This window comes from Nonomuraea angiospora, assembly GCF_014873145.1.
Taxonomy (GTDB): Bacteria; Actinomycetota; Actinomycetes; order Streptosporangiales; family Streptosporangiaceae; genus Nonomuraea; species Nonomuraea angiospora.
Genome location: NZ_JADBEK010000001.1, coordinates 1,177,226 through 1,194,891, shown reverse-complemented (window position 1 = coordinate 1,194,891; position 17,666 = coordinate 1,177,226). Strand labels below are relative to the sequence as shown.

The following is a 17,666-nucleotide window of genomic DNA, read 5'->3' as shown; positions in this document are numbered from 1 at the left end:
TTCAGCGGGGGGCGCGAGAATCGGCGGTTGAAGACCACAACCAGAGGCGCGACTGATTGACCTGCGGCGTCGCGGACACCTTTGTCAACTGCAAGTACGGGGAAATCGGCGCCGGGCAGAATACGCAGGGCGAGCTCAGTGCTGCCGCTGAATCGCCTGCGGCGTCTCGGGAACCTCGCTGTTCTCGAGTGCGTGCCTTTCCTCGGCCGAGATGAGGTTGAGGCCCCGCATGATGCCGATCGAGCGCCGCCAGGATCGGTGGGCGTCGGGGGTCCGGTCGGCGTCGTGCAGGGCGCGGCCCAGTCCCCAGAGGATGTCGGCCTCCCGCAACTCGCCGATGGGGCCCGCTTCCCGGTGGAGGTCGAGGGCCTGCTGGTAATAGGCCACGGCCCGCCCCGGGTCTCCGGCCAGGCGGTGCGCCTCGGCGAGATGGCCGACAGCGAGCCCTAGGTAGGCCGAGATGCCGGCCTTTCTGAGGATGGCGATCGTGTCGGTATGCGCGGCGACGGCCTCGGCGAAGCGCCCCGCCCGCTGGTAGGCCAGCCCCAGATGGGTGAGGACCGCCCCATGGGTCAGGCGGTTGCCCGCCTCGCCGACGAGGGCGAGTGCGCGCAGGTGGTGGGCGATGGCTTCGTCGTAGCGGCCCGCGCTCCTGTGGGCGACCCCGATGTAGTCGAGCAGTGCCGCCTCGCGGCCGGTGTTCCCGGCCCGCCGGAAGGCGGCCCGGGACTTGTGCAGGTGGCGGATGGCGTCGTCCGGGTGTTCCACGTAGATGTGCGCCCAGCCGAGGTCGCCGTGTGCGACGGCCAGATAGAACGGGTCACTTGTGTGCTCCGCGGCCACCAGCGCCAGTTCGGCGAGGTGGAACTGCTTGAGATAGTGGCCACGCTCGTGCAACAGGACGGCGAACGACGTGGCCAGCCCCACCACCTCGCCGGCGACCGGTGTGCGTGTCGCCTGGTCCACGGCCGCCAGGATGTTGTCCGCCTCGGAGTCGATCCACGCCTTCGTGTCCTGGCTCTTCAACGAGATCACGCCCGGTTGGACCAGGTCGGCCGGCCCGACGTCCAGCCGCCACGTGCTGCCCCTGTTCAGGGTATGGGTGATCGTGCGGACAGTGGCCAGGAAGTGATGCAGGACCCGGCGGAAGGCCCGCTGCCGCTCCGGCAGGCTGTCCTCTTCTTCCGCGCGCTCGCGGGCGAACAGCCGCAGCAGGTCGTGCAGCCGGTAGCGGTCCGGAAGGTAGTTGTCCGCCAGTTGCCCGTCGGCCAGGTGATCGAGCAGGTCCTGCGCCCGTTCCTCGGGGAGATCGGCCAGCGCGGCGGCTGCGGACAGGCTGATGTCCGGCCCGTCGAACATGCCCAGCAACCGGAACATCCGCGCCGCGGCCCTGCCTTGCGAGTCGGCGAGCAGATCCTGGTAGCTGGTCTGGAAACTCGCCCGGAGCGCCCGGTCGTCGGCGCGCAACTCGTCCAGCCGCCGCCGGGTGTTCGCCAGCCGCTTGGCCAGGGACGCGAGCGACCAGGCCGGCCGGGCCCTCAACCGAGCCGCCGCCAGGCACAACGCCAGGGGCAGGCTGCCGCACAGCCGGACGACCTCGGCCGCCGCGGCGGGTTCGGCGGCGATCGCCTTCTCCCCGATCACGGCACGCAGCAGGTCGAGGGCCTCCCCGTCCGGCAGCACGTCCAGCGAGATCTGTACGGCGCCGTCGAAGGAGGTGAACCGGCGCCGGCTGGTGATCAGCACCGCACACCCGAGGCTGCCGGGAAGCAGCGGCCGGACCTGCGCCGCGTCGCGCGCATTGTCCAGGATGATGAGCATGCGCCTGCCGTGGATCAGCGACCGGAATCGCCCCGCGGCCTCCTCCAGGCCCGCGGGTATGGCTGCCTCGGCCACGCCGAGGGAGCGCAGAAAGCGGCGCATGGCCTCCGCCGGCTTCACCGACCTGGTGTGAGGCGTGTCGCCGTGCAGGTTGATGTACAGCTGGCCATCGGGGAAGTCGCCGGCGACGGCATGCGCGATGTGGATGGCCAGCGATGATTTCCCGACCCCGCCGAGCCCGGTGATCTGGCAGATCCGCGGCCCGCCGGATTCGGTCGCGCGCAGAGTTTCGTACGCGCGGGCCAGCTCCGCCCCGCGCCCGGTGAAGGAGACCAGGTCGGCAGGCAGCTCCGCGGGCACCGGCGGGGCAGGCACGCCTCCCGGGCCCCCCGCCGAGAGGTCACCGCGATGAAGGACGGTGGCGGGACCGTCTCCCGCCTCGGCGAGGTCGTCCTCCTCCAAGAGGCGCTGGTACAGCTGCTGCAGCTCGCTCCCGGGATCGATCCCCAGTTCCTCGACCAGCCGCCCGCGCAGGTCATGGTACGCGGCCAGCGCGGCCGCCCGCCTGCCGTCCCGGTGCAGCGCCACCATCGTGAGATGGACCAGGCGCTCCCGCAGCGGATGCTCGCTCACAAGCGCGGGGAGCTCGACGAGCGCCTCGTGATGTCTGCCCAGCCGCAGGCAGATCGCGAGGCGCTCCTCGATCGTGCTCAGCCGCTCTTCCTCCAGCGTCACGCCGAACGTGTCACGCAGCAGGCCACCTGCCACGTCGGCCAGCGGCGGTCCGTGCCACAAGACCAGCGCCTGCCGCAACAGGTCGCACGCCCGGCCTTGATCGCTCGCATGCGCGCGGGCCACCAGCTCACGGAAGCGCAGCAGATCCACCCGTGCCGGGTCGAGGACCAGCCGGTACCCCGGCGGCGAGGTGGACAGCTCGGTGCCGGGCACCCTGGCGAGCAGCCGCCGGAGCTTGGACACGTATCCCTGAACGGCGTTGCGCGCCGAGGCGGGAGGCTCCTGGTCCCACACCGCCTTCATCAAACGCTCGAGCGGAACCGTCCGGCCAGCGTGGAGCAGCAGCATCGCCAGCACCGAGCGCTGTTGCGGGGTGGCAGGGCCGAGAAACTTCTCACCCGCCCAGATCCCGACAGGCCCCAGCAGGCGGAACTCCACGCCGTCCGGCTGGTGCGTCTTCGGGGGCAGGCTGTCAGGCGCCGTCATGTCCTCGCCTGCCGTACGGCCCATGGCGATCATTATATTCATCGTTATGTGAACAGATCCTCACATATTCGGCGGGCCGCATGCCCGCATGATGGCCCGGAGAACCGGACAACCTCGAGGAAACCGATCGGCGTTCAACTCCGGCGTGCGTGGGACCGCCTCGCGGTCCGCGACCCCGGGCTCATACGTTCGACGACCGAGCCGGCGGGGGCTCTCGGCGGAGCCCGCACCGGGTGTCCGGCGCGTCAGGCAGTCGTGCGGGTCCCTGCCTCCAGCACGTCGCGTAGCTGGGAGCGGGAGGTGACGCCCAGCTTGGGAAAGGTGCGCGGCGACGGGAAGAGGCGTTCGCCGATCTCGCGGTTGGTCAGCCCGCGGGCGGCGAGCCGGACGATCTGCTGCTGTTGCGGGGAGAGCCCGGCGAAGGCGTCGGGGCCCGGTGTGTCGACGTCCAGACCGGCCGCCCGCGCATGCATGGGCACGGCGAGGAGCTCCGGGCGTGGCTCTGAGCCCGGCGCCGCGAATGTGATAGCCTTTCACAATGTGATCGACTATCACATTGAGGAGTGCGGATGGAAGCGCGGAGGCTGGGCAAGACCGACATCGAGATCAGCCCCATCGGCCTGGGGTGCATGCAGTTCGCGGGCACGGCCAATTACACCCGCCTGATCATCAATCCCATCGGCCAGGAGACGGCCACCGCAGTCGTACAGGCCGCCCTCGACGGCGGGGTCACCTGGTTCGACACCGCCGAGATGTACGGCCGGGGGCAATCGGAGCAGGCGCTGGCCACCGCGCTCAACGAGTGCGGCATCACCCCCGGCCAGGTGACCGTCGCCACGAAATGGACGCCGCACCTGCGCACCGCGGCCAGCATCACCAAGACCATCGGCAAGCGACTGGCCCATCTGGGCGGACACCCCGTCGGCCTGCACCAGATCCACATGCCCACCGGCAGCCTGTCGAGCCTCCCCGCCCAGCTCGAAGCCATGGCGCGGCTCGTACGGTCGGGCCGGATCCGCGCGGTCGGCGTCAGCAACTTCAACGCCCGCCAGCTGGTGCTCGCCCACCGCGTGCTGGCCGCCGAGGGCATCCCGCTGGCCGCCAACCAGGTGCGCATCAGCCTGTTGCACAGGAACGTCGAGCGGGACTCGGTGCTGGACACGGCCCGCGAGCTGGGCGTGACGCTCATCGCGTACTCGCCGCTGGAGGGTGGGGTGCTCACGGGGCGCTTCCACGACAACCCGGCACTGGCCAGGTCCGCGCCGCCGGCGCGCCGCCTGTTCAGCCGCAACGTGCTCAGCGCCCAGGGGCTCGAACGCACCCGGCCGCTGATCGAGGCCATGCGGCGGATCGGCGAGGGGCACGGCGCCACGATCTCCCAGGTGGCGCTCAACTGGCTGATCACCCGCTACGGCGACACCGTCGTGGCCATCCCCGGCGCGTCCAAGCCGCAGCAGGCAGCCGAGGCGGCGGGGGCCATGAACTTCGCGCTGACGGACGCGGAGCACAAAACCCTGGATGAACTGTCGCTAACCTGATCTGGTGCCACCCAGGAAACGACCCAGCTACCACCATGGCGACCTGCGGGGCGCACTCATCGAAACCGCGCTGGAGCTCATCGCCGAGCAGGGGGTCCAGGGGTTCTCGATGGCCGAGGCGAGCCGGCGGCTCGGCGTCGCGGTCAGCGCCCCCTACCGGCACTTCGCCGACCGTGACGAGTTGCTGCTCGCGGTGAGCGTACGCGCCGGGGAACTGCTGGTGGCGGCCGTGACCGCGGAGCGCGGAGGCAGCGCGCCGGAGGATCGGCTGGTGGCGGTGGCCAGAGGATATGTACGGTTCGCCGCCCGGCACCGGGCGCTGTTCGAGGTGCTGTTCGGCTCCTGGTCACCCGATCTGGAGCGGGCCTCCCAGCCGGTCAAGGAGGCGTTCCAGTCGGGGGCGATGGCCCTGGCCGACGGTGACCCGGTGGCCGCCGAGTCGCTCGGGCTGGCCGTGGCCGCCACCGCGCACGGGCACGCGGGGCTGCTGCACCTGGGCGCGTTCGGCACCGGAGAGCAGGCCGTGGACACGGCCGTACGGCGGGCGGCCGACGCCACGCTCGCGCTGATCGCCGGCCGCGCCCGGCTGGGGGCCTCCGAAGGCTGATCGCTCGATCGGTGGTCCCGTCCCGGACGGCGCGTTCCGCCTGCCGTGACTAGCCGGGTTGCGGAACGGGCTCCGGGACGACCATGGAGGCCACGTCCACCTTGGACTTCAGGTAGCCGAACTCGTACATCAGGTCGGCCACCCGCTGGATCCGCTTGGGGTTCAGCGAGGTCGGGAAGGTGCCCATCGCCATGGTCATCACCGCCTGCTTGGGCGTCTGCGTGTAGAGCGGGACGACCTCGGCCAGCTCGGCGCGGTTGGTGGCGGCCAGGCGCTGGGCCTTGGCGACCGCGCGCTGGAAGGCGGCGGTGGTCTTCGGGCGCTTGCTCACCCACTCCGCCGTGGCGGTCAAGCCGTCGATCGGCAGCGCGTCGGTCGGGCCGGTGTTGGTGTCGAGCAGCAGCCGGGCGCCGGCCTGCTGGGCGGCCGACAGGAACGGCTCCACCATCCAGGCCGCGTCCACCTTCTCGCTCGTCAGCGCGCCCAGCTGCGCCTGGAAATCGATGGCGACGAACTTCACCTGTTTCGGCGTTACTTCATGCGCCTTCAAATGGGCGCTCATGGACATGGTGCCCAGGTTGTTCAGGGAGTTGACGGCGATGGTCTTGCCTTTGAGGTCTTTGGGGGTCTGCAGCGGGGAGTCCTTGCGTACCACGACGCCGGCGATGCCGGGCGCGCCCTGCAAACTGTCTGAAAGGATCTTCAATTTGGCGGCGCCGCTGTCCTGGATGTTGATCAGGGAGACGTAGCTGCCCTTGAATATGTCGATGCTGCCGTTGAGGATCTTCGGCATGGCCGCCTGCGGGGCCTGGATGATCTCCGTCTTGATGGTCAGGCCCTCGGCCTTGAAGAAGCCCTTGCGATCGGCGATGAACACCGGCGCCGAGGAGGGAGTGGGGCTGACGCCTATGGTCAGCGCGGTCTTCTCCAGGTCTCCCGGGGCGCCAGGGTTCGCCGCGGGGGTGCTGCCGCCGCCGCACCCGGCGAGGGCGGCGGCGGTCAGTAACGCCAGGACCGCGCGAAAAGCAGAACCGGATTCCATTGAGGGTTTCTCCTTGGCGAGTCCACGCATCCGAAAGGCCGCCGGTGATCGTACAGCAGGTTCTGCGGCAATTGCCATGAAATGTCATGAGTCATGACCCGGTGGATCATTACGGGTTGTCCAAAGTGTCCTATTTCTGGCGACCTTGGGCAGATAGGAGGGATTCCAGGTCAATCGGCCATTCCAATGGAAGTCACGGCCTTTGTAAGGTTGGCCTACCTCGTCGGTATGTGCTCAAATTGCTCTTCGTCTCCGGGCGCAGATCACGCGCCTCGCATGCCGGCGTGCGTTCAGGCGACAGAGTGGGGAGCCAGTGACGAAGCAACCGGCCGCGCGCGGCCCTCGCCCCCGATTAGCGCACGTCCGCAGGAGGCAGAAGCGCAGGCTGCGACTGCGGGACTGGCGGGTGCGGGCACGTCTGGTCGCCCTGATCCTCATCCCCACCGGGGTGGGCGTGGTGCTCGGCGCCCAGCAGGTGATCACCTCGTGGGCGGCGGCGGGACAGTACCAGCGCGTGCTGGAGAAGGCCGAGCTCGGCGACGCCGTCATCGAGCTGACCCACCAGCTCGCCCGCGAGCGCGACCTCGCGGTCTACTTCGTGGCCGCCGGCCGCTCGGCCGCGCGCGCCGACCCGCTGCGCCGGCAGTTCGGCCCCGTGGACGAGGCGGTCGCCGCCGTACGGGCGAAGGCCCAGGTGATCACCCCCGCCCACGGCGAGAGCGCCTGGACCATCACCCAGCAGATGGTCAGCCGCCTGCCGGAGATCCCCGCGACCCGCGGCGTCGTGCAGTCCACCCAGTTGCTCGCCCTGCCCGCGCTGACCAAGTACTCCCAGGTCATCAGCGCCTTCCAGCAGTTCCACGACCAGATCGCCCAGGGCGGCGACCAGGAGGCCCTGGGCAACAGCGTGCGCGCGCTGTCGGCCCTGTCCAAGGCGCACGACGCCGCCTCGCAGCAGCGCGGCCTGCTCGCCGCGGTGGCCTCGGCGGGCCGTTTCCAGAGCGGCGAGCTCGAACGTTTCATGGCCGCCCGCGCCCAGCAGGAGAGCGAGATCGCGGTGTTCAGGTCGGTGGCCACGCTGGACCAGCTGCAGACCTACGACGACATCGTCACCGGCACGCTGGTGGACCGCGCCGAGGCGATCAGGCTGCGCGCGCTGGCCCAGGTCGCCGGGGGCGGCCGGATCGATCTCGACCCGGACCGCAAGGACGACGCCCAGCGCTGGTTCGAGGCGATCAGCGGCACCGTGGACGGCATGTGGACCGTCCAGCGGCGGCTCGGCGAGTCGATCAACGTGCAGAGCCGCACGCTGCAGGACTCCGCGCGCCGCGACGCGCTGCTGGCCGCCACCTACAGCCTTCTGCTGCTGCTCGCGGTCCTGATGGTCACCGCCATCATGGCCCAGTCGCTGGTCAGGCCGCTGCGCCGGCTGCGCACCGAGGCCCTGCACATCGCCGGGGTAGGCCTGCCCCGGACCGTGCGCTCGCTGCACGAGGCCGGCGACGAGACCGCCCTGGCCATCCCGCCCATCGGGGTCGACTCCCTGGACGAGGTCGGCGAGGTCGCGCGGGCCTTCGACGAGGTCCACCGCGAGGCCGTCCGGCTGGCCGGCGAGGAGTCCAGGCTGCGCGCCAACGTCAACGCCATGTTCGTCAGCCTGTCCAGGCGCAGCCAGACCCTGGTGCAGCGGCAGATCAAGCTCATCGACGGGCTGGAGCGGGGCGAGCAGGACGAGCAGCGGCTGGCCAGCCTGTTCACGCTCGACCACCTGGCCACGCGCATGCGGCGCAACAACGAGAACCTGCTGCTCCTGGCCGGCCAGGAGCCTCCCAGGCGCTGGAACAAGCCGGTCAGCGTGGCCGACGTCGTACGCGCCTGCCTGTCGGAGGTGGAGAACTACGAGCGGGTCACGCCCCGGGTCGCCACCCGCAGCGCCGTCTCGGGGCAGGCGGTCAACGACATCATCCACCTGCTGGCCGAGCTGGTGGAGAACGCGCTGTCGTTCTCGCCCCAGACCACGTCCGTCGTCGTCACCGCCGCCGCCATCGAGGGCGGCGGCGTCGTGCTGTCCATCTCCGACAGCGGCATCGGCATGGTCCCCGACGAGCTCGCGCAGGCCAACGAGCGGCTGGCCCACGTGCCCGCGGTGGACGTGTCGGTCTCGCGGCGCATGGGGCTGTTCGTGGTCGCCCGGCTGGCCCACCGCCACGGCATCCGGGTGCAGCTGCACCTCAACGACTCCAAGGGGCTGACCGCGACGGTGTTCCTGCCGGAGGCGCTGCTGCAACCGCCCGCGCAGCCCACGCCGGCGGCCTCGTTCGGGCGGCCGTTCGACATCTCCGACTCCTGGGCCGCCACTCCCCCGCCCGTGGTCCCGTCCCCGCGGCCGTACTCGCCGGCCATGGGGACGGGTCCGGCCGACTGGCCGTCGTTCGCCACCGATCCCGGGCCCGACCGGCCCTCGGCGAGCTGGTCGGCGTCCTCCATCTGGCCGGGGGTGTTCGACACGCCCGGGGCCAGGGCGCGCTTCGACCTCCTGCGCGGCGGCCCGGGCCCGGTCCCCGGAGGCCCGCCCTTCGGCGGCGCGGTCCCTGGAAGTCCGGCCTTCGGCGGCGCGGCGCCGGACGGCGCGGGCCCCGCCAGGGCGGTCTCCGTGGACCCGCTCGGCGCCGGGCTGGGGGTCGCGCCCGTCACCGACCCCGACGGCTACCTGCCGATCTTCGCGGCGGTGAAGTCGGCCTGGTTCGACCACGACACCTCCGAAGGCGCCTGGAGCTCCCCCCAGGCCGACGCCGGGTGGAGCGCGGCCGAGGCCGCCGCCAGCCCGGCCAACGACGGCACCACCGCCTCCGGCCTGCCCAAACGCGTGCCCAAGGCCAATCTGGTGCCCGGCAGCGCCGAAACCCCCTCGATGCCCAAGGGCGTCGCCCCCATCCCGCAGATCTCGCCCGAGCAGGTCCGCGACCGCATGGCCGGCTACCAGCAGGGGTTCCGGGCGGCCCGCGACGAGATCTGCATGCGCAGCATCCCTCCCTTCGATGCAGGGAGCACGACCCGCGAGGAAGGCCCATGACCCGCAACAGCAATCTCGACTGGCTGATCACCGACTTCGCCCGGTCGGTCCCCGGCGTCGCCCACGCGGCGGTCGTCTCCTCCGACGGGTTGCCGCTCGCCGTCTCGGCCGGTTTCCCGCCGGAGCGCGCCGAGCAGCTGGCCGCCGTCGCCTCGGGGCTGGCCAGCCTGACGCAGGGCGCGGCCACGCTGTTCGAGGGCGGGCCGGTCATCCAGACCGCCATCGAGATGCAGCGCGGGCTCATGCTGAACGTGGCCATCAGCGACGGCTCCTGCCTGGCCGTGCTGGCCGCCCCCGACTGCGACATGGGCGTGGTGGCGTACCAGATGACGCTCCTGGCCGACCGGGCCGGGCAGGTGCTCACCCCGGCCCTTCGCGCCCGCCAGCCCTGGTGAGCGGGCATGACCGACCCGCCCTGGGGCGGCGGCTGGCGGCCGCCGCCCGACCCCGACGAGCAGGACCAGGATTCGCCGGTCCGGCCTTACGCCGTCACCGGCGGGCGCACGGCGCCGCGCATCAAGCTGGCGATGGAGGCCCTGGTGTGCTCCGCCGACGCGCCGCCGCACACCTTCGCCCTGATCACGCCCGAGTACGCCGCCATCAGCGAGCTGTGCCGGCAGGTCCGCTCGGTGGCTGAGGTGGCGGCGGTGCTGCAGATTCCGCTCGGGGTCGCCCGCGTGCTGATCGCCGACATGGCGGCCGAGGGGCTGCTGCACCTGTACCACCCGCGCCTGACCGGCGGGCGGCCGGAGGCCGGCCTGCTGGAACGGGTGCTCAGCGGGCTGCAGCGGCTCTGAACCCCGCGCCCGCCCGCCACCTCACACGCCCGCACGCCCATGCGCCGCCTCACGCGTCGGCGGGACGGCCGGGCCAGGCGGCCAGCACCTCTTCGGCCAGCTCCGCCGCCGACCGGCCGTCGGTGTCGAGGCGGAGGTCGCCCGCGCCGGCGTGCTCCAGCGCCTCGGCCTCGCGGGCCGCCCGTTCTGCGGCCCGCCGCAGGGCTCCGGGATCCAGCCCCTTCAGCTCGTCGCCGGGGATCGCCGGCCCTCCGCCCTGCCCGCGCAGCATCACCCGTTCGGCCAGCGTGCCGGGTCCGGCGTGCAGGCGGCACACCGTCAGCGCGGCTCCGGGGAGGGAGCCCGCGTAGGTGTCGAGGCCGGCGTCGCCGGAGACGATCAGGCAGCGGGCCCCGGCGGCCCGGTAGCCGGACCACAGGGCGGCCAGGTTGCCCGCTCTCAGCCGCTGGGCGTCGTCGGTGACGGGACGCAGCACGCCGATCTGCTTGAGATCGACGTAGGCGGCCGGGACGCCGCTCCTGATGAGGCGCGAGAAGACCTCGTACGCGACCGTGGACTTGCCGACGGCGGTCGCGCCGGAGAACCAGAGCACCGGCACCCCGGCGAGCGGCCATCCCCCGGCGTGGGCGAGGACCGTCCTGGCCGCCTCCTCGATCGAGAGCCCGTCGGTGTCCACGCACACGTCGGCGAAGTCCGTACGCTCCAGGGCCTCCGCGTCCGCGATGGCCTGCTCGACCAGGTCGGGACGCCAGCCCCTGGTCAGGAAGCGCTCCTTGAGCTCGGCGGGGCCGACCCGCAGCCGGCACAGCGTCAGCGCGGCGTCCGGGAGCAGGCGGGTGTACTGGCGGACCTCTTCGTCGGTGAAGACGAAGCCGGACAGGACCACGCACTGGGCGCCTTCCCTGCGGAAGTTGGGCCACATCGCCGCCAGGTGGCGCGCCCGTACGGGGTGGGTGCCGCCCTCGGGGAGCGGGTGGCACATGCTGATCTGGTCGCCGTCGACGAACGCCGTCCTGACGCCGCTCCGGCTGAGCTGGTTGAACACCTCCCAGCCGACCGTCGACTTGCCGACGCCCGAAGGACCGCAGAGCCACAGCAGGGGCAGACGATCATCGCTCATCCACGCGACCGTAGTCGGCCCCCGCCCTGCCCGGCGACCCGTTTTTCAGGGGGTGGGCGGGACGAACTCGGGCTGGTCGATCACGCGCAGCCAGCTCCCGTCCGGCTGGCGGCGTACGACCTGGGCTCGCGCCCCGGCCCCGTCCCTCGGCGGGGTGGAGGTGAGCGCGAGGTCGCCGTGGATCAACGTCGGCAGCGGCTGCTCCGGCTCGAAGTGCGGCCGACCGGCCAGCACCTTCTCCCACAGCTCGCGGATCGCCTCCCGGCCCACCGTCTGGCTGCCGGGCGGGTAGGCCAGCACCGCGTCCTCCTCGTACAGCGCCGCCACCCCGGCCGCGTCACCGGCGTTGGACCGCTCGACGAACAGGCGGGTGATGTCCTCCGGCCGCATGGCCTTCTCGTATTCCGTCATGGGTTCCACCCTGCCGGGCCGCCCATCAGAAGTCCAACAGATGGTTCTCATGGAAGCTAGAATCTACAGTTATGGAACTCAGGCAGCTGGAGTACTTCGTGGCGGTCGCCGAGGAGCAGAACTTCACCCGGGCCGCCGAGCGGGTGCACATCAGCCAGTCCGGCGTCAGCGCCCAGATCCGCCAGCTCGAACGCGAGCTCGGCGCCGAGCTGTTCGACCGCTCGGGCCGCACCGCCACGCTGACCGTCGCGGGCCGGGCGGCGCTGGAGCACGCCCGGGCCGCGCTCGCGGCGGCGGGGGCAGTCGGCGAGGCGGTGGGCGAGGTGACCGACCTGATCCGGGGGCGGCTCACGGTCGGGATGGTGATCGGCTGCACGGTCACGCCGCTGTTCGACGCGCTCGCCGCCTTCCACCGGGCGCATCCCGGCGTGGAGCTCTCCCTGCTGGAGGACAACTCGGACCGGCTCATCGACGGGGTCCGCGCGGGCACGATCGACCTGGCCCTGGTGGGCACGGCCACCGACGCCCTCGAGGGGCTGGAGGCGCTCACGATCGTCCGCGAGCGCCTCGTCGTGACCGTCCCGCCCGGCCACCCCCTGGCCGAGCTGCCCGAGGTCGGCCTGCGCGACCTGGAGGCGTACCCGATCGTGTGCATGCCGCCCGGCACGGGGCTGCGCGCGGTGTTCGAGCGGGCCTGCGCCGCGCAGGGGCGCAGGCCCGTGATCGCCCTGCAGGCCAGTGCCGCCGACGCCATCGCCGACCTCGCCGCCCGCGGCGTCGCCGTCGGCGTCCTCAGCGACTCCATGGCCGCCCGCCACGGCGACCGGCTCGTCGCCCGCACCATCGCCGACGTCGAGGCGCCCGCCCTGCTGGCGCTGGTCTGGCGCACCGGCCACGGCCCGGCCGTACGGGAGCTCCTGGCCCGCGGCCGGCAGGCCTTCGGGGCCTTCCCCTCCCTTTCGTCCGCAGCGGTCAGCCGGTGAGCTCGCCGAAGAGCCGCAGGGCCCCCTTGACGCCTTCCGGGGAGAAGAGGGCGTCGAGGCCGTCGGTGGCGAAGCGGCCCAGGCGCGCGGCGCGGGGGAACATGGCGCTCTCGTAGGCGCGGACCGCCGCGTCCACGTCGGGCTCGGCGGCCAGGGCGTCGGCCAGCTCGGCGCCGTCGAGCATGGCGAGGTTGGCGCCCACGCCCAGCGGCGGCATGAGGTGGGCGGCGTCGCCGACCAGCGTGCGGCCCGGGGTGTGCGGCCAGGAGTGACCGACGGGCAGCGCGAACAGCGGGCGCGACTCGAACGGCTCGTCGGCCTCCAGCAGGAGCGCGCGCACGCTCTCCGCCCAGCCGTCGAACATCGCCAGCACCTCGGAGACGGGCAGGTCATGAGGACCGCGGTAGGCGGCGTAGACGCGGATGCGGCCGTTGCTGTTGCGCTGGGCGAGCACGGCCTTGTTGGGGCCGTAGGCCGACATGGAGCCGTTGCCGACCAGGCGCGCCAGCTCGGGGTGTCGGGCCTCCTCGAATCCGGTCTCGATGAAGCTGACGCCGGTGTAGGCGGGCGTCACCTCCGACAGGCTGGGACGCACCCGGGACCAGGCGCCGTCAGCGCCCACGACCAGGTCGAACTCCTCGCTGGAGCCGTCGCGGAAGAGCACGCTCCGCCCGGCGGCCCCCTCCACGCCCTGACCCCAGCGGACGGTGCCGTCGGCGAGCGAGCCGATGAGCAGGCCGCGCAGCTGCCCCCGGTCGATCTCCGGCATGCTCTCGTCGCCGTCGGCGGGCTGCTCGTGCTGGAGCAGGGTCCCTTCCTCGTCGAGGATCCGTCTCTCCTGCCCTTCCGGCCGGGCCAGCGCGCGGAACTCGTCGAGCAGCCCGGCCTTGGCCAGCGCGGTCTGCCCGGAGCCCACGTGCAGGTCGAGGGTGCCGCCTTGGGAGCGGGAATCGGGTGACGGCTCGCGTTCGAAGACGGTGACGGGCAGGCCGTGGACCTGCAGGACGCGGGCCAGGGTGAGGCCGCCGAGCCCGGCTCCGACGACGGCGACGCGGGGAGAGGTCATGACTGGATCCCTTCGATACAGCGTATTGTTCAATACAGTGTATCGACCATAGACGGTGTACCCTCGTTCCTCAAGGAGGTGAGCCCATGCTCGTCTGGGAGCGGCCAGAGCCGCCGAGCAGGCCCACGCCGAGCCCGCTGAGCAGGGAGCGGATCGTGCGCGCGGCCATCGACCTCGCCGACCGCGAGGGGCTCGACGCGGTGTCGCTGCGCAAGGTCGCCGCCGCGCTCGACGCGGGCCCCATGCGCCTGTACGGCTACCTGTCCACCAAGGAAGAGCTGCTGGACCTCATGGTGGACGAGGTGTACGGCGAGGTCGTCCCGTCAGAGCCGCCCGGCGGCGACTGGCGGGCGGCGCTGCGGGAGCTCGCCCGGCGCATGAGGCAGGCGGCACTGCGTCACGAGTGGTTCGCCGACCTGCTGGGCGGGCGGCCGCAGCTGGGGCCCAACGCGCTGGCCTACCTGGAGACCTCCCTGACCGCGCTGAAGGACGTGCCGGTCACCGCGACGCTGCGGGTCGTCAGCACCGTGAACGCGTACGTGATGGGCGCGGTCCGCCGCGAGATCACCGAACTGCGGGTCGAGCGCGCCAGCGGCCTGGACGAGCAGGAGTGGCGGAGCACCGTCGGCCCGTACCTCACCCGGATGCTGGCCACCGGCCGCTACCCGGAGGTGGCCAAATTCGTCGCGGGCGAGGACGTCCAGCCCGACTTCGACGAAGGTCTCGACTGGGTGCTCGACGGGGTCGCCCCGCACGTCACCGGCGCGCCATGATCCGCATCGCCTGCCGTACGACCTCGGCCTGCGCGGGGGCCAGCCCGTCGAGGAACGGCTCGACCGCGGCCGGGTCCCAGTCGGGCGGGCCCGAGCCGGCCAGCAGGTGCACCACGCTGTAGTCGGCCAGCGACTCCGCCAGCGGCCCCACCCGGGGATCGTCCGGCGAGGCGTCGGCCAGCGCGTCGAGCCTGCGGTAGAAGTCGTGGCCGCGCGCCGTCATCTCGGGGTCGGCGGCCAGCGCGTCGAACATCGCGAACGCCTGCTTCCGATCGCCGCTCGTCGCCATGCTGTCCATCAGCACCAGCAGATCGCGGTCCCAGGCCGCCGCCTTCGAGGCCGGCAGCTCCACCGTGCGCAGGAACGCCAGCAGATCGGGCGAAGAGGTGTCGTCGGGGCCCAGCGACCCAGCCTCGGCCTGCTTGAGCACCTCGGCCAGCCGCCGGCGGCGCAGCTGGATCTCGTGCTCCTGGCGGGCCAGGTCCGCGTCGATCTCGGCGAGGAGGTCGGACAGCTCGCGGGAGCGGTCGTCGGCGATGACGTCCCGCGCCTCCTCCAGGCTCAGCCCGAGCTCCACCAGGCGCCGCACGCGGGCCAGGGCGATCGCGTCGCGCATGCCGTACTCGCGGTAGCCGTTGGCCAGGCGCGGCGGCTCCGGCAGGATGCCTTGCTGGTGGTAGTAGCGCACCGTCCGGGTGGACACCCCGAGCAGCGCGGCGAGCTCTCCGATCCGCATGCTCCACCATAAATCAATGGCACGCGTAGAGGCGCACCGGCTACTGTCGGGTTCGTCGGAAGAACGAAAGGAAAGGCCTCCCATGCGATTCGCAGCCGAACGCCACTATCGCCGGGGCGCGGCGTACGGCGGCGCGCTCGCGGCGGCCGGGCGGGCTTCTGGATAATCCCCTTCGGGGATCCTCCAGAGGCCGCCGGGCAATCCACCGGGCGGCCTTTCTCTTTGGGCTGATGGTGAAAAGGCATCACACCTGCCTTGCAAGCAGGAGTTCAGGTTTCGAGATCCTGTCGGTCCACGAAAGCGCCGGCACGTCCGTAGCCCAATGGCAGAGGCACCGGTCTAAGGAACCGGACGGTGCGGGTTCGAATCCCGCCGGACGTACGTAAGTAGAAAGGCCCCGTTGGTCCAGCGGTCAGGACGCCCGGCTTTCACCCGGGAAATCGCCGGTTCGAGTCCGGTACGGGGTACGGCCTGCCATTTCCTGGCCCCGATAATCCATCGGCAATGCGCGAGCTGGGCACGTTGGTGAGCCCACCCGGCTGTAAACCGGACGCCTCGGCTGTGGCGGTTCGACTCCGTCCTCGCGCACTTCTCCCGGGCGAGTTGACATCCGTCGCGGATCAACGTGTAATGGCCGTCGCGTCGCGTGACGCCGGCCGTGCGGACGGCGGCGGCATGGAGGCGCCGAAACCAAAGGGGATGAGGCCGATGACTTCTCACATCGCTGGGCTTGCCTGAACGCAGCTGACCCGCGCACGTCGTTCCGGCGTGCTCTGACGGGTTTCCCAGGTCATCGAAGAACCCATCCCGCTTTGGAGCGAACACACGCATGCCCATTGACTTCAACCAGCAGATCATCGACGAGTTCCGGGCCAACCGCGGCGAGGTCGGCGGCATGTTCGAGGGAGCCAGGCTGCTCCTTCTGACGACCGTCGGGGCGCGCACGGGCGCGCGCCACACGACGCCGCTCGGCTACCTGCCCGACGGCGAGCGCAACCTGATCATCGCCTCGGCCGGCGGCGCGCCGCGGCACCCGGCCTGGTACCACAATCTGGTCGCCAACCCGCAGGTCACCGTGGAGGACGGCGTCTTCACCTACCAGGCGAAGGCGGTCGTCCTGGAGGGCGAGGAGCGCGAGCGGATGTTCGCCCGCGCCGTGGAGGCCGACCCCGGCTGGGGGCGTTACCAGGAGAGCGCGGGGCGCGTCCTGCCCGTGGTCGCGCTCCTGCCGATCTTCGACGGGCCGCCGCCGGGCCGCCTGGGCGACGCGCTCAAGCTGGTTCACGACGCCTTCCGCAGGGAGCTGGCCCGCATCCGCATCGAGGTCGCCCGGTCGGGGCCGCGCCTGGGCGCGCAGCTGCGCGTCAACTGCCTGACCATGTGCGGCAACCTGCACGAGCACCACACGCGCGAGGACGACGCCGTCTTCCCCGCGATGGAGGAGCGCTATCCGGAGCTGGGGCCGGTGATGGCCCGGCTGCGCGCCGAGCACGAGACCGTCCAGCGGCTGCTCGCAGAGCTCCAGACGCTCCTTCGTGACGACGACCTCTCCCCCGGCACGTTGCTGGAGGAGGTCGAACGGCTCACCCGCGAGGTCGAGGCCCACCTCGACTACGAGGAGGAATACCTCGTACCGCTGCTGAACGGCTGATCCCGCACGGCGGGTGGCTAGGTCCGCGGGTCCCAGTGGGCGATGCGGACCTCGCGCAGCCACGCTTCGACCGTCGCCTCGTCGGGCTGGTCGGGCAGCGGCGTGCGCACGGTGTCGAACGCCTCCTCGGTGGCCGCCAGGAGGGCTTGGGCCTCCTCGAGGCTGCCGGCGGCCACCCTCTCCCCGAAGGCGTGGATCGCCTCGGGGTCGGGGAGCCGGATCGGCAGGTGGCCGGTCTCGTACAGCTCGCGCCCCTGGTGCAGGAGGCGGGCCAGGTGGCGGGCGTGCTTGCTGGTCCGCTTGCGGGTGTCGGCCGAGAACGAGCCGTCGCCGCGCTGGTCGAGGCGTTTGAACTGCTGGGTGGCGTACCCGAGGTAGGCGTTGCGGACCCGCGGGGCGGACAGGAACGCCGTGCGGATGGTGATGAGCCGGTCGCCGAGCGGGGTGCGGGTCTCGTACAGGTCGTCGGGCAGCCAGACCAGCTCCATCACGGTCGGATTGCCGCCCAGCGCGAGCGAGCACCACTTGCCGGCCTCATGGAGAGAGCGGTCGGGGTTCGTCTGGACGATGCTCTCCTTGGGCCGGGACAGGCCGACCATGTCCAGCGTGGGGGTGGCGAAGAGCCCGAGCCGGTCGACGTCGGAGTCGGGCCCCGCCAGGCCGTAGGCGGTGGAGCCGACGATGCCGGCGAGCAGCACGTTGCTGGGGGTGTCGGTCACGGGGTGGTGCCCTTCGAGTCGCACGCTTCCGTCGAAGATAGGGCAAATGATCAAATTTTGCCGCCGATTATGGGTCAGCGCAGCTCAAACGAGATTCGGTATCTTCTC

16 protein-coding genes and 4 tRNA genes are annotated in these 17,666 nt (G+C 71.7%); 12 read left to right on the top strand and 8 right to left on the bottom strand.

Annotated elements, in window-relative coordinates; translation table 11 throughout:
• Positions 1 to 135: 135 nt before the first annotated feature.
• Both H4W80_RS05435 and H4W80_RS05430 read right to left on the bottom strand, forming a co-directional pair.
• Positions 136 to 3,066: an AfsR/SARP family transcriptional regulator gene (locus H4W80_RS05435; protein WP_192784053.1), complete on the bottom strand. Its 2,931-nt coding sequence runs from the start codon at positions 3,064 to 3,066 to the stop codon at positions 136 to 138.
• A gap of 221 nt (positions 3,067 to 3,287) precedes the next feature.
• The gene (locus H4W80_RS05430; protein ID WP_225964521.1) at positions 3,288 to 3,515 is read right to left on the bottom strand and encodes a response regulator transcription factor; all 228 of its coding nucleotides are present in this window, start codon (positions 3,513 to 3,515) and stop codon (positions 3,288 to 3,290) included.
• A gap of 96 nt (positions 3,516 to 3,611) precedes the next feature.
• Between H4W80_RS05430 and H4W80_RS05425 the strand changes: the two genes are divergently transcribed.
• Both H4W80_RS05425 and H4W80_RS05420 read left to right on the top strand, forming a co-directional pair.
• Complete coding sequence (locus H4W80_RS05425; RefSeq protein ID WP_192784052.1) at positions 3,612 to 4,580, top strand: aldo/keto reductase; 969 nt, start codon at positions 3,612 to 3,614, stop codon at positions 4,578 to 4,580.
• A gap of 4 nt (positions 4,581 to 4,584) precedes the next feature.
• On the top strand, positions 4,585 to 5,187 hold the full coding sequence (locus H4W80_RS05420) for a TetR/AcrR family transcriptional regulator (protein WP_192784051.1): 603 nt from the start codon (positions 4,585 to 4,587) through the stop codon (positions 5,185 to 5,187).
• Between the two features lie 49 nt (positions 5,188 to 5,236).
• Here H4W80_RS05420 and H4W80_RS05415 read toward each other — a convergent pair whose 3' ends face one another.
• Complete coding sequence (locus H4W80_RS05415; RefSeq protein ID WP_192784050.1) at positions 5,237 to 6,229, bottom strand: ABC transporter substrate-binding protein; 993 nt, start codon at positions 6,227 to 6,229, stop codon at positions 5,237 to 5,239.
• A 406-nt stretch (positions 6,230 to 6,635) separates the two neighbouring features.
• On the opposite strand from H4W80_RS05415, the gene H4W80_RS05410 reads away from it, so the two are divergent.
• The 3 genes from H4W80_RS05410 to H4W80_RS05400 are packed head-to-tail and all read left to right on the top strand — an operon-like array spanning position 6,636 to position 10,099.
• Positions 6,636 to 9,302 (top strand): sensor histidine kinase, encoded by a 2,667-nt coding sequence (locus H4W80_RS05410; protein WP_192784049.1) that lies wholly within the window; start codon positions 6,636 to 6,638, stop codon positions 9,300 to 9,302.
• Complete coding sequence (locus H4W80_RS05405) at positions 9,299 to 9,697, top strand: roadblock/LC7 domain-containing protein (protein WP_192784048.1); 399 nt, start codon at positions 9,299 to 9,301, stop codon at positions 9,695 to 9,697. The genes H4W80_RS05410 and H4W80_RS05405 overlap by 4 nt, the downstream gene beginning before the upstream one ends.
• A 6-nt stretch (positions 9,698 to 9,703) precedes the next feature.
• Entirely contained in the window at positions 9,704 to 10,099 is a 396-nt protein-coding gene (locus H4W80_RS05400; protein ID WP_192784047.1) for a DUF742 domain-containing protein, read from the top strand.
• A gap of 49 nt (positions 10,100 to 10,148) precedes the next feature.
• Here the strand turns inward: H4W80_RS05400 and H4W80_RS05395 are convergent, their stop codons facing one another.
• Positions 10,149 to 11,219: an adenylyl-sulfate kinase gene (locus tag H4W80_RS05395; RefSeq protein WP_192784046.1), complete on the bottom strand. Its 1,071-nt coding sequence runs from the start codon at positions 11,217 to 11,219 to the stop codon at positions 10,149 to 10,151.
• Between the two features lie 45 nt (positions 11,220 to 11,264).
• Positions 11,265 to 11,630, bottom strand: coding sequence for a YybH family protein (locus tag H4W80_RS05390; RefSeq protein WP_192784045.1), 366 nt, complete (start codon positions 11,628 to 11,630; stop codon positions 11,265 to 11,267).
• 71 nt (positions 11,631 to 11,701) lie between these two features.
• Between H4W80_RS05390 and H4W80_RS05385 the strand changes: the two genes are divergently transcribed.
• Positions 11,702 to 12,613, top strand: coding sequence for a LysR family transcriptional regulator (locus H4W80_RS05385; protein ID WP_192784044.1), 912 nt, complete (start codon positions 11,702 to 11,704; stop codon positions 12,611 to 12,613).
• Here H4W80_RS05385 and H4W80_RS05380 read toward each other — a convergent pair.
• The gene (locus H4W80_RS05380; protein WP_192784043.1) at positions 12,603 to 13,679 is read right to left on the bottom strand and encodes an FAD-dependent oxidoreductase; all 1,077 of its coding nucleotides are present in this window, start codon (positions 13,677 to 13,679) and stop codon (positions 12,603 to 12,605) included. The genes H4W80_RS05385 and H4W80_RS05380 overlap by 11 nt on opposite strands.
• A gap of 86 nt (positions 13,680 to 13,765) precedes the next feature.
• Between H4W80_RS05380 and H4W80_RS05375 the strand changes: the two genes are divergently transcribed.
• Entirely contained in the window at positions 13,766 to 14,452 is a 687-nt protein-coding gene (locus H4W80_RS05375) for a TetR/AcrR family transcriptional regulator (protein WP_192784042.1), read from the top strand.
• On the opposite strand, the gene H4W80_RS05370 is transcribed toward H4W80_RS05375, so the two are convergent.
• Complete coding sequence (locus H4W80_RS05370; protein WP_192784041.1) at positions 14,436 to 15,188, bottom strand: MerR family transcriptional regulator; 753 nt, start codon at positions 15,186 to 15,188, stop codon at positions 14,436 to 14,438. The two genes, H4W80_RS05375 and H4W80_RS05370, sit on opposite strands and share 17 nt — an antisense overlap.
• A 224-nt stretch (positions 15,189 to 15,412) precedes the next feature.
• Here H4W80_RS05370 and H4W80_RS05365 point away from each other — a divergent pair.
• The 5 genes from H4W80_RS05365 to H4W80_RS05345 all read left to right on the top strand — a co-directional run bounded on the left by H4W80_RS05365 (position 15,413) and on the right by H4W80_RS05345 (position 16,839).
• Positions 15,413 to 15,483: transfer RNA gene (locus H4W80_RS05365), tRNA-Ala, on the top strand.
• Between the two features lie 13 nt (positions 15,484 to 15,496).
• A tRNA-Leu gene (locus H4W80_RS05360) sits at positions 15,497 to 15,569 on the top strand.
• 13 nt (positions 15,570 to 15,582) lie between these two features.
• Positions 15,583 to 15,655 (top strand) — tRNA-Glu (locus tag H4W80_RS05355).
• A gap of 39 nt (positions 15,656 to 15,694) precedes the next feature.
• Positions 15,695 to 15,776: transfer RNA gene (locus H4W80_RS05350), tRNA-Tyr, on the top strand.
• Positions 15,777 to 16,017: 241 nt separating this feature from the next.
• Entirely contained in the window at positions 16,018 to 16,839 is an 822-nt protein-coding gene (locus H4W80_RS05345) for a nitroreductase/quinone reductase family protein (RefSeq protein ID WP_192784040.1), read from the top strand.
• A gap of 17 nt (positions 16,840 to 16,856) precedes the next feature.
• Here H4W80_RS05345 and H4W80_RS05340 read toward each other — a convergent pair whose 3' ends face one another.
• Complete coding sequence (locus H4W80_RS05340; RefSeq protein WP_318786710.1) at positions 16,857 to 17,582, bottom strand: nucleotidyltransferase domain-containing protein; 726 nt, start codon at positions 17,580 to 17,582, stop codon at positions 16,857 to 16,859.
• Positions 17,583 to 17,666: the final 84 nt, after the last annotated feature.

Bases quoted from the DNA above. Each gene is read 5' to 3' on its own strand.
- H4W80_RS05390 (WP_192784045.1), bottom strand. From the start codon at position 11,630: ATGACGGAATACGAGAAGGCCATGCGGCCGGAGGACATCACCCGCCTG.
- H4W80_RS05380 (WP_192784043.1), bottom strand. From the start codon at position 13,679: ATGACCTCTCCCCGCGTCGCCGTCGTCGGAGCCGGGCTCGGCGGCCTC.
- H4W80_RS05400 (WP_192784047.1), top strand. From the start codon at position 9,704: ATGACCGACCCGCCCTGGGGCGGCGGCTGGCGGCCGCCGCCCGACCCC.
- H4W80_RS05435 (WP_192784053.1), bottom strand. From the start codon at position 3,066: ATGGGCCGTACGGCAGGCGAGGACATGACGGCGCCTGACAGCCTGCCC.
- H4W80_RS05385 (WP_192784044.1), top strand. From the start codon at position 11,702: ATGGAACTCAGGCAGCTGGAGTACTTCGTGGCGGTCGCCGAGGAGCAG.
- H4W80_RS05405 (WP_192784048.1), top strand. From the start codon at position 9,299: ATGACCCGCAACAGCAATCTCGACTGGCTGATCACCGACTTCGCCCGG.
- H4W80_RS05415 (WP_192784050.1), bottom strand. From the start codon at position 6,229: ATGGAATCCGGTTCTGCTTTTCGCGCGGTCCTGGCGTTACTGACCGCC.
- H4W80_RS05370 (WP_192784041.1), bottom strand. From the start codon at position 15,188: ATGCGGATCGGAGAGCTCGCCGCGCTGCTCGGGGTGTCCACCCGGACG.
- H4W80_RS05375 (WP_192784042.1), top strand. From the start codon at position 13,766: ATGCTCGTCTGGGAGCGGCCAGAGCCGCCGAGCAGGCCCACGCCGAGC.
- H4W80_RS05345 (WP_192784040.1), top strand. From the start codon at position 16,018: ATGCCCATTGACTTCAACCAGCAGATCATCGACGAGTTCCGGGCCAAC.
- H4W80_RS05395 (WP_192784046.1), bottom strand. From the start codon at position 11,219: ATGAGCGATGATCGTCTGCCCCTGCTGTGGCTCTGCGGTCCTTCGGGC.
- H4W80_RS05430 (WP_225964521.1), bottom strand. From the start codon at position 3,515: ATGCATGCGCGGGCGGCCGGTCTGGACGTCGACACACCGGGCCCCGAC.
- H4W80_RS05425 (WP_192784052.1), top strand. From the start codon at position 3,612: ATGGAAGCGCGGAGGCTGGGCAAGACCGACATCGAGATCAGCCCCATC.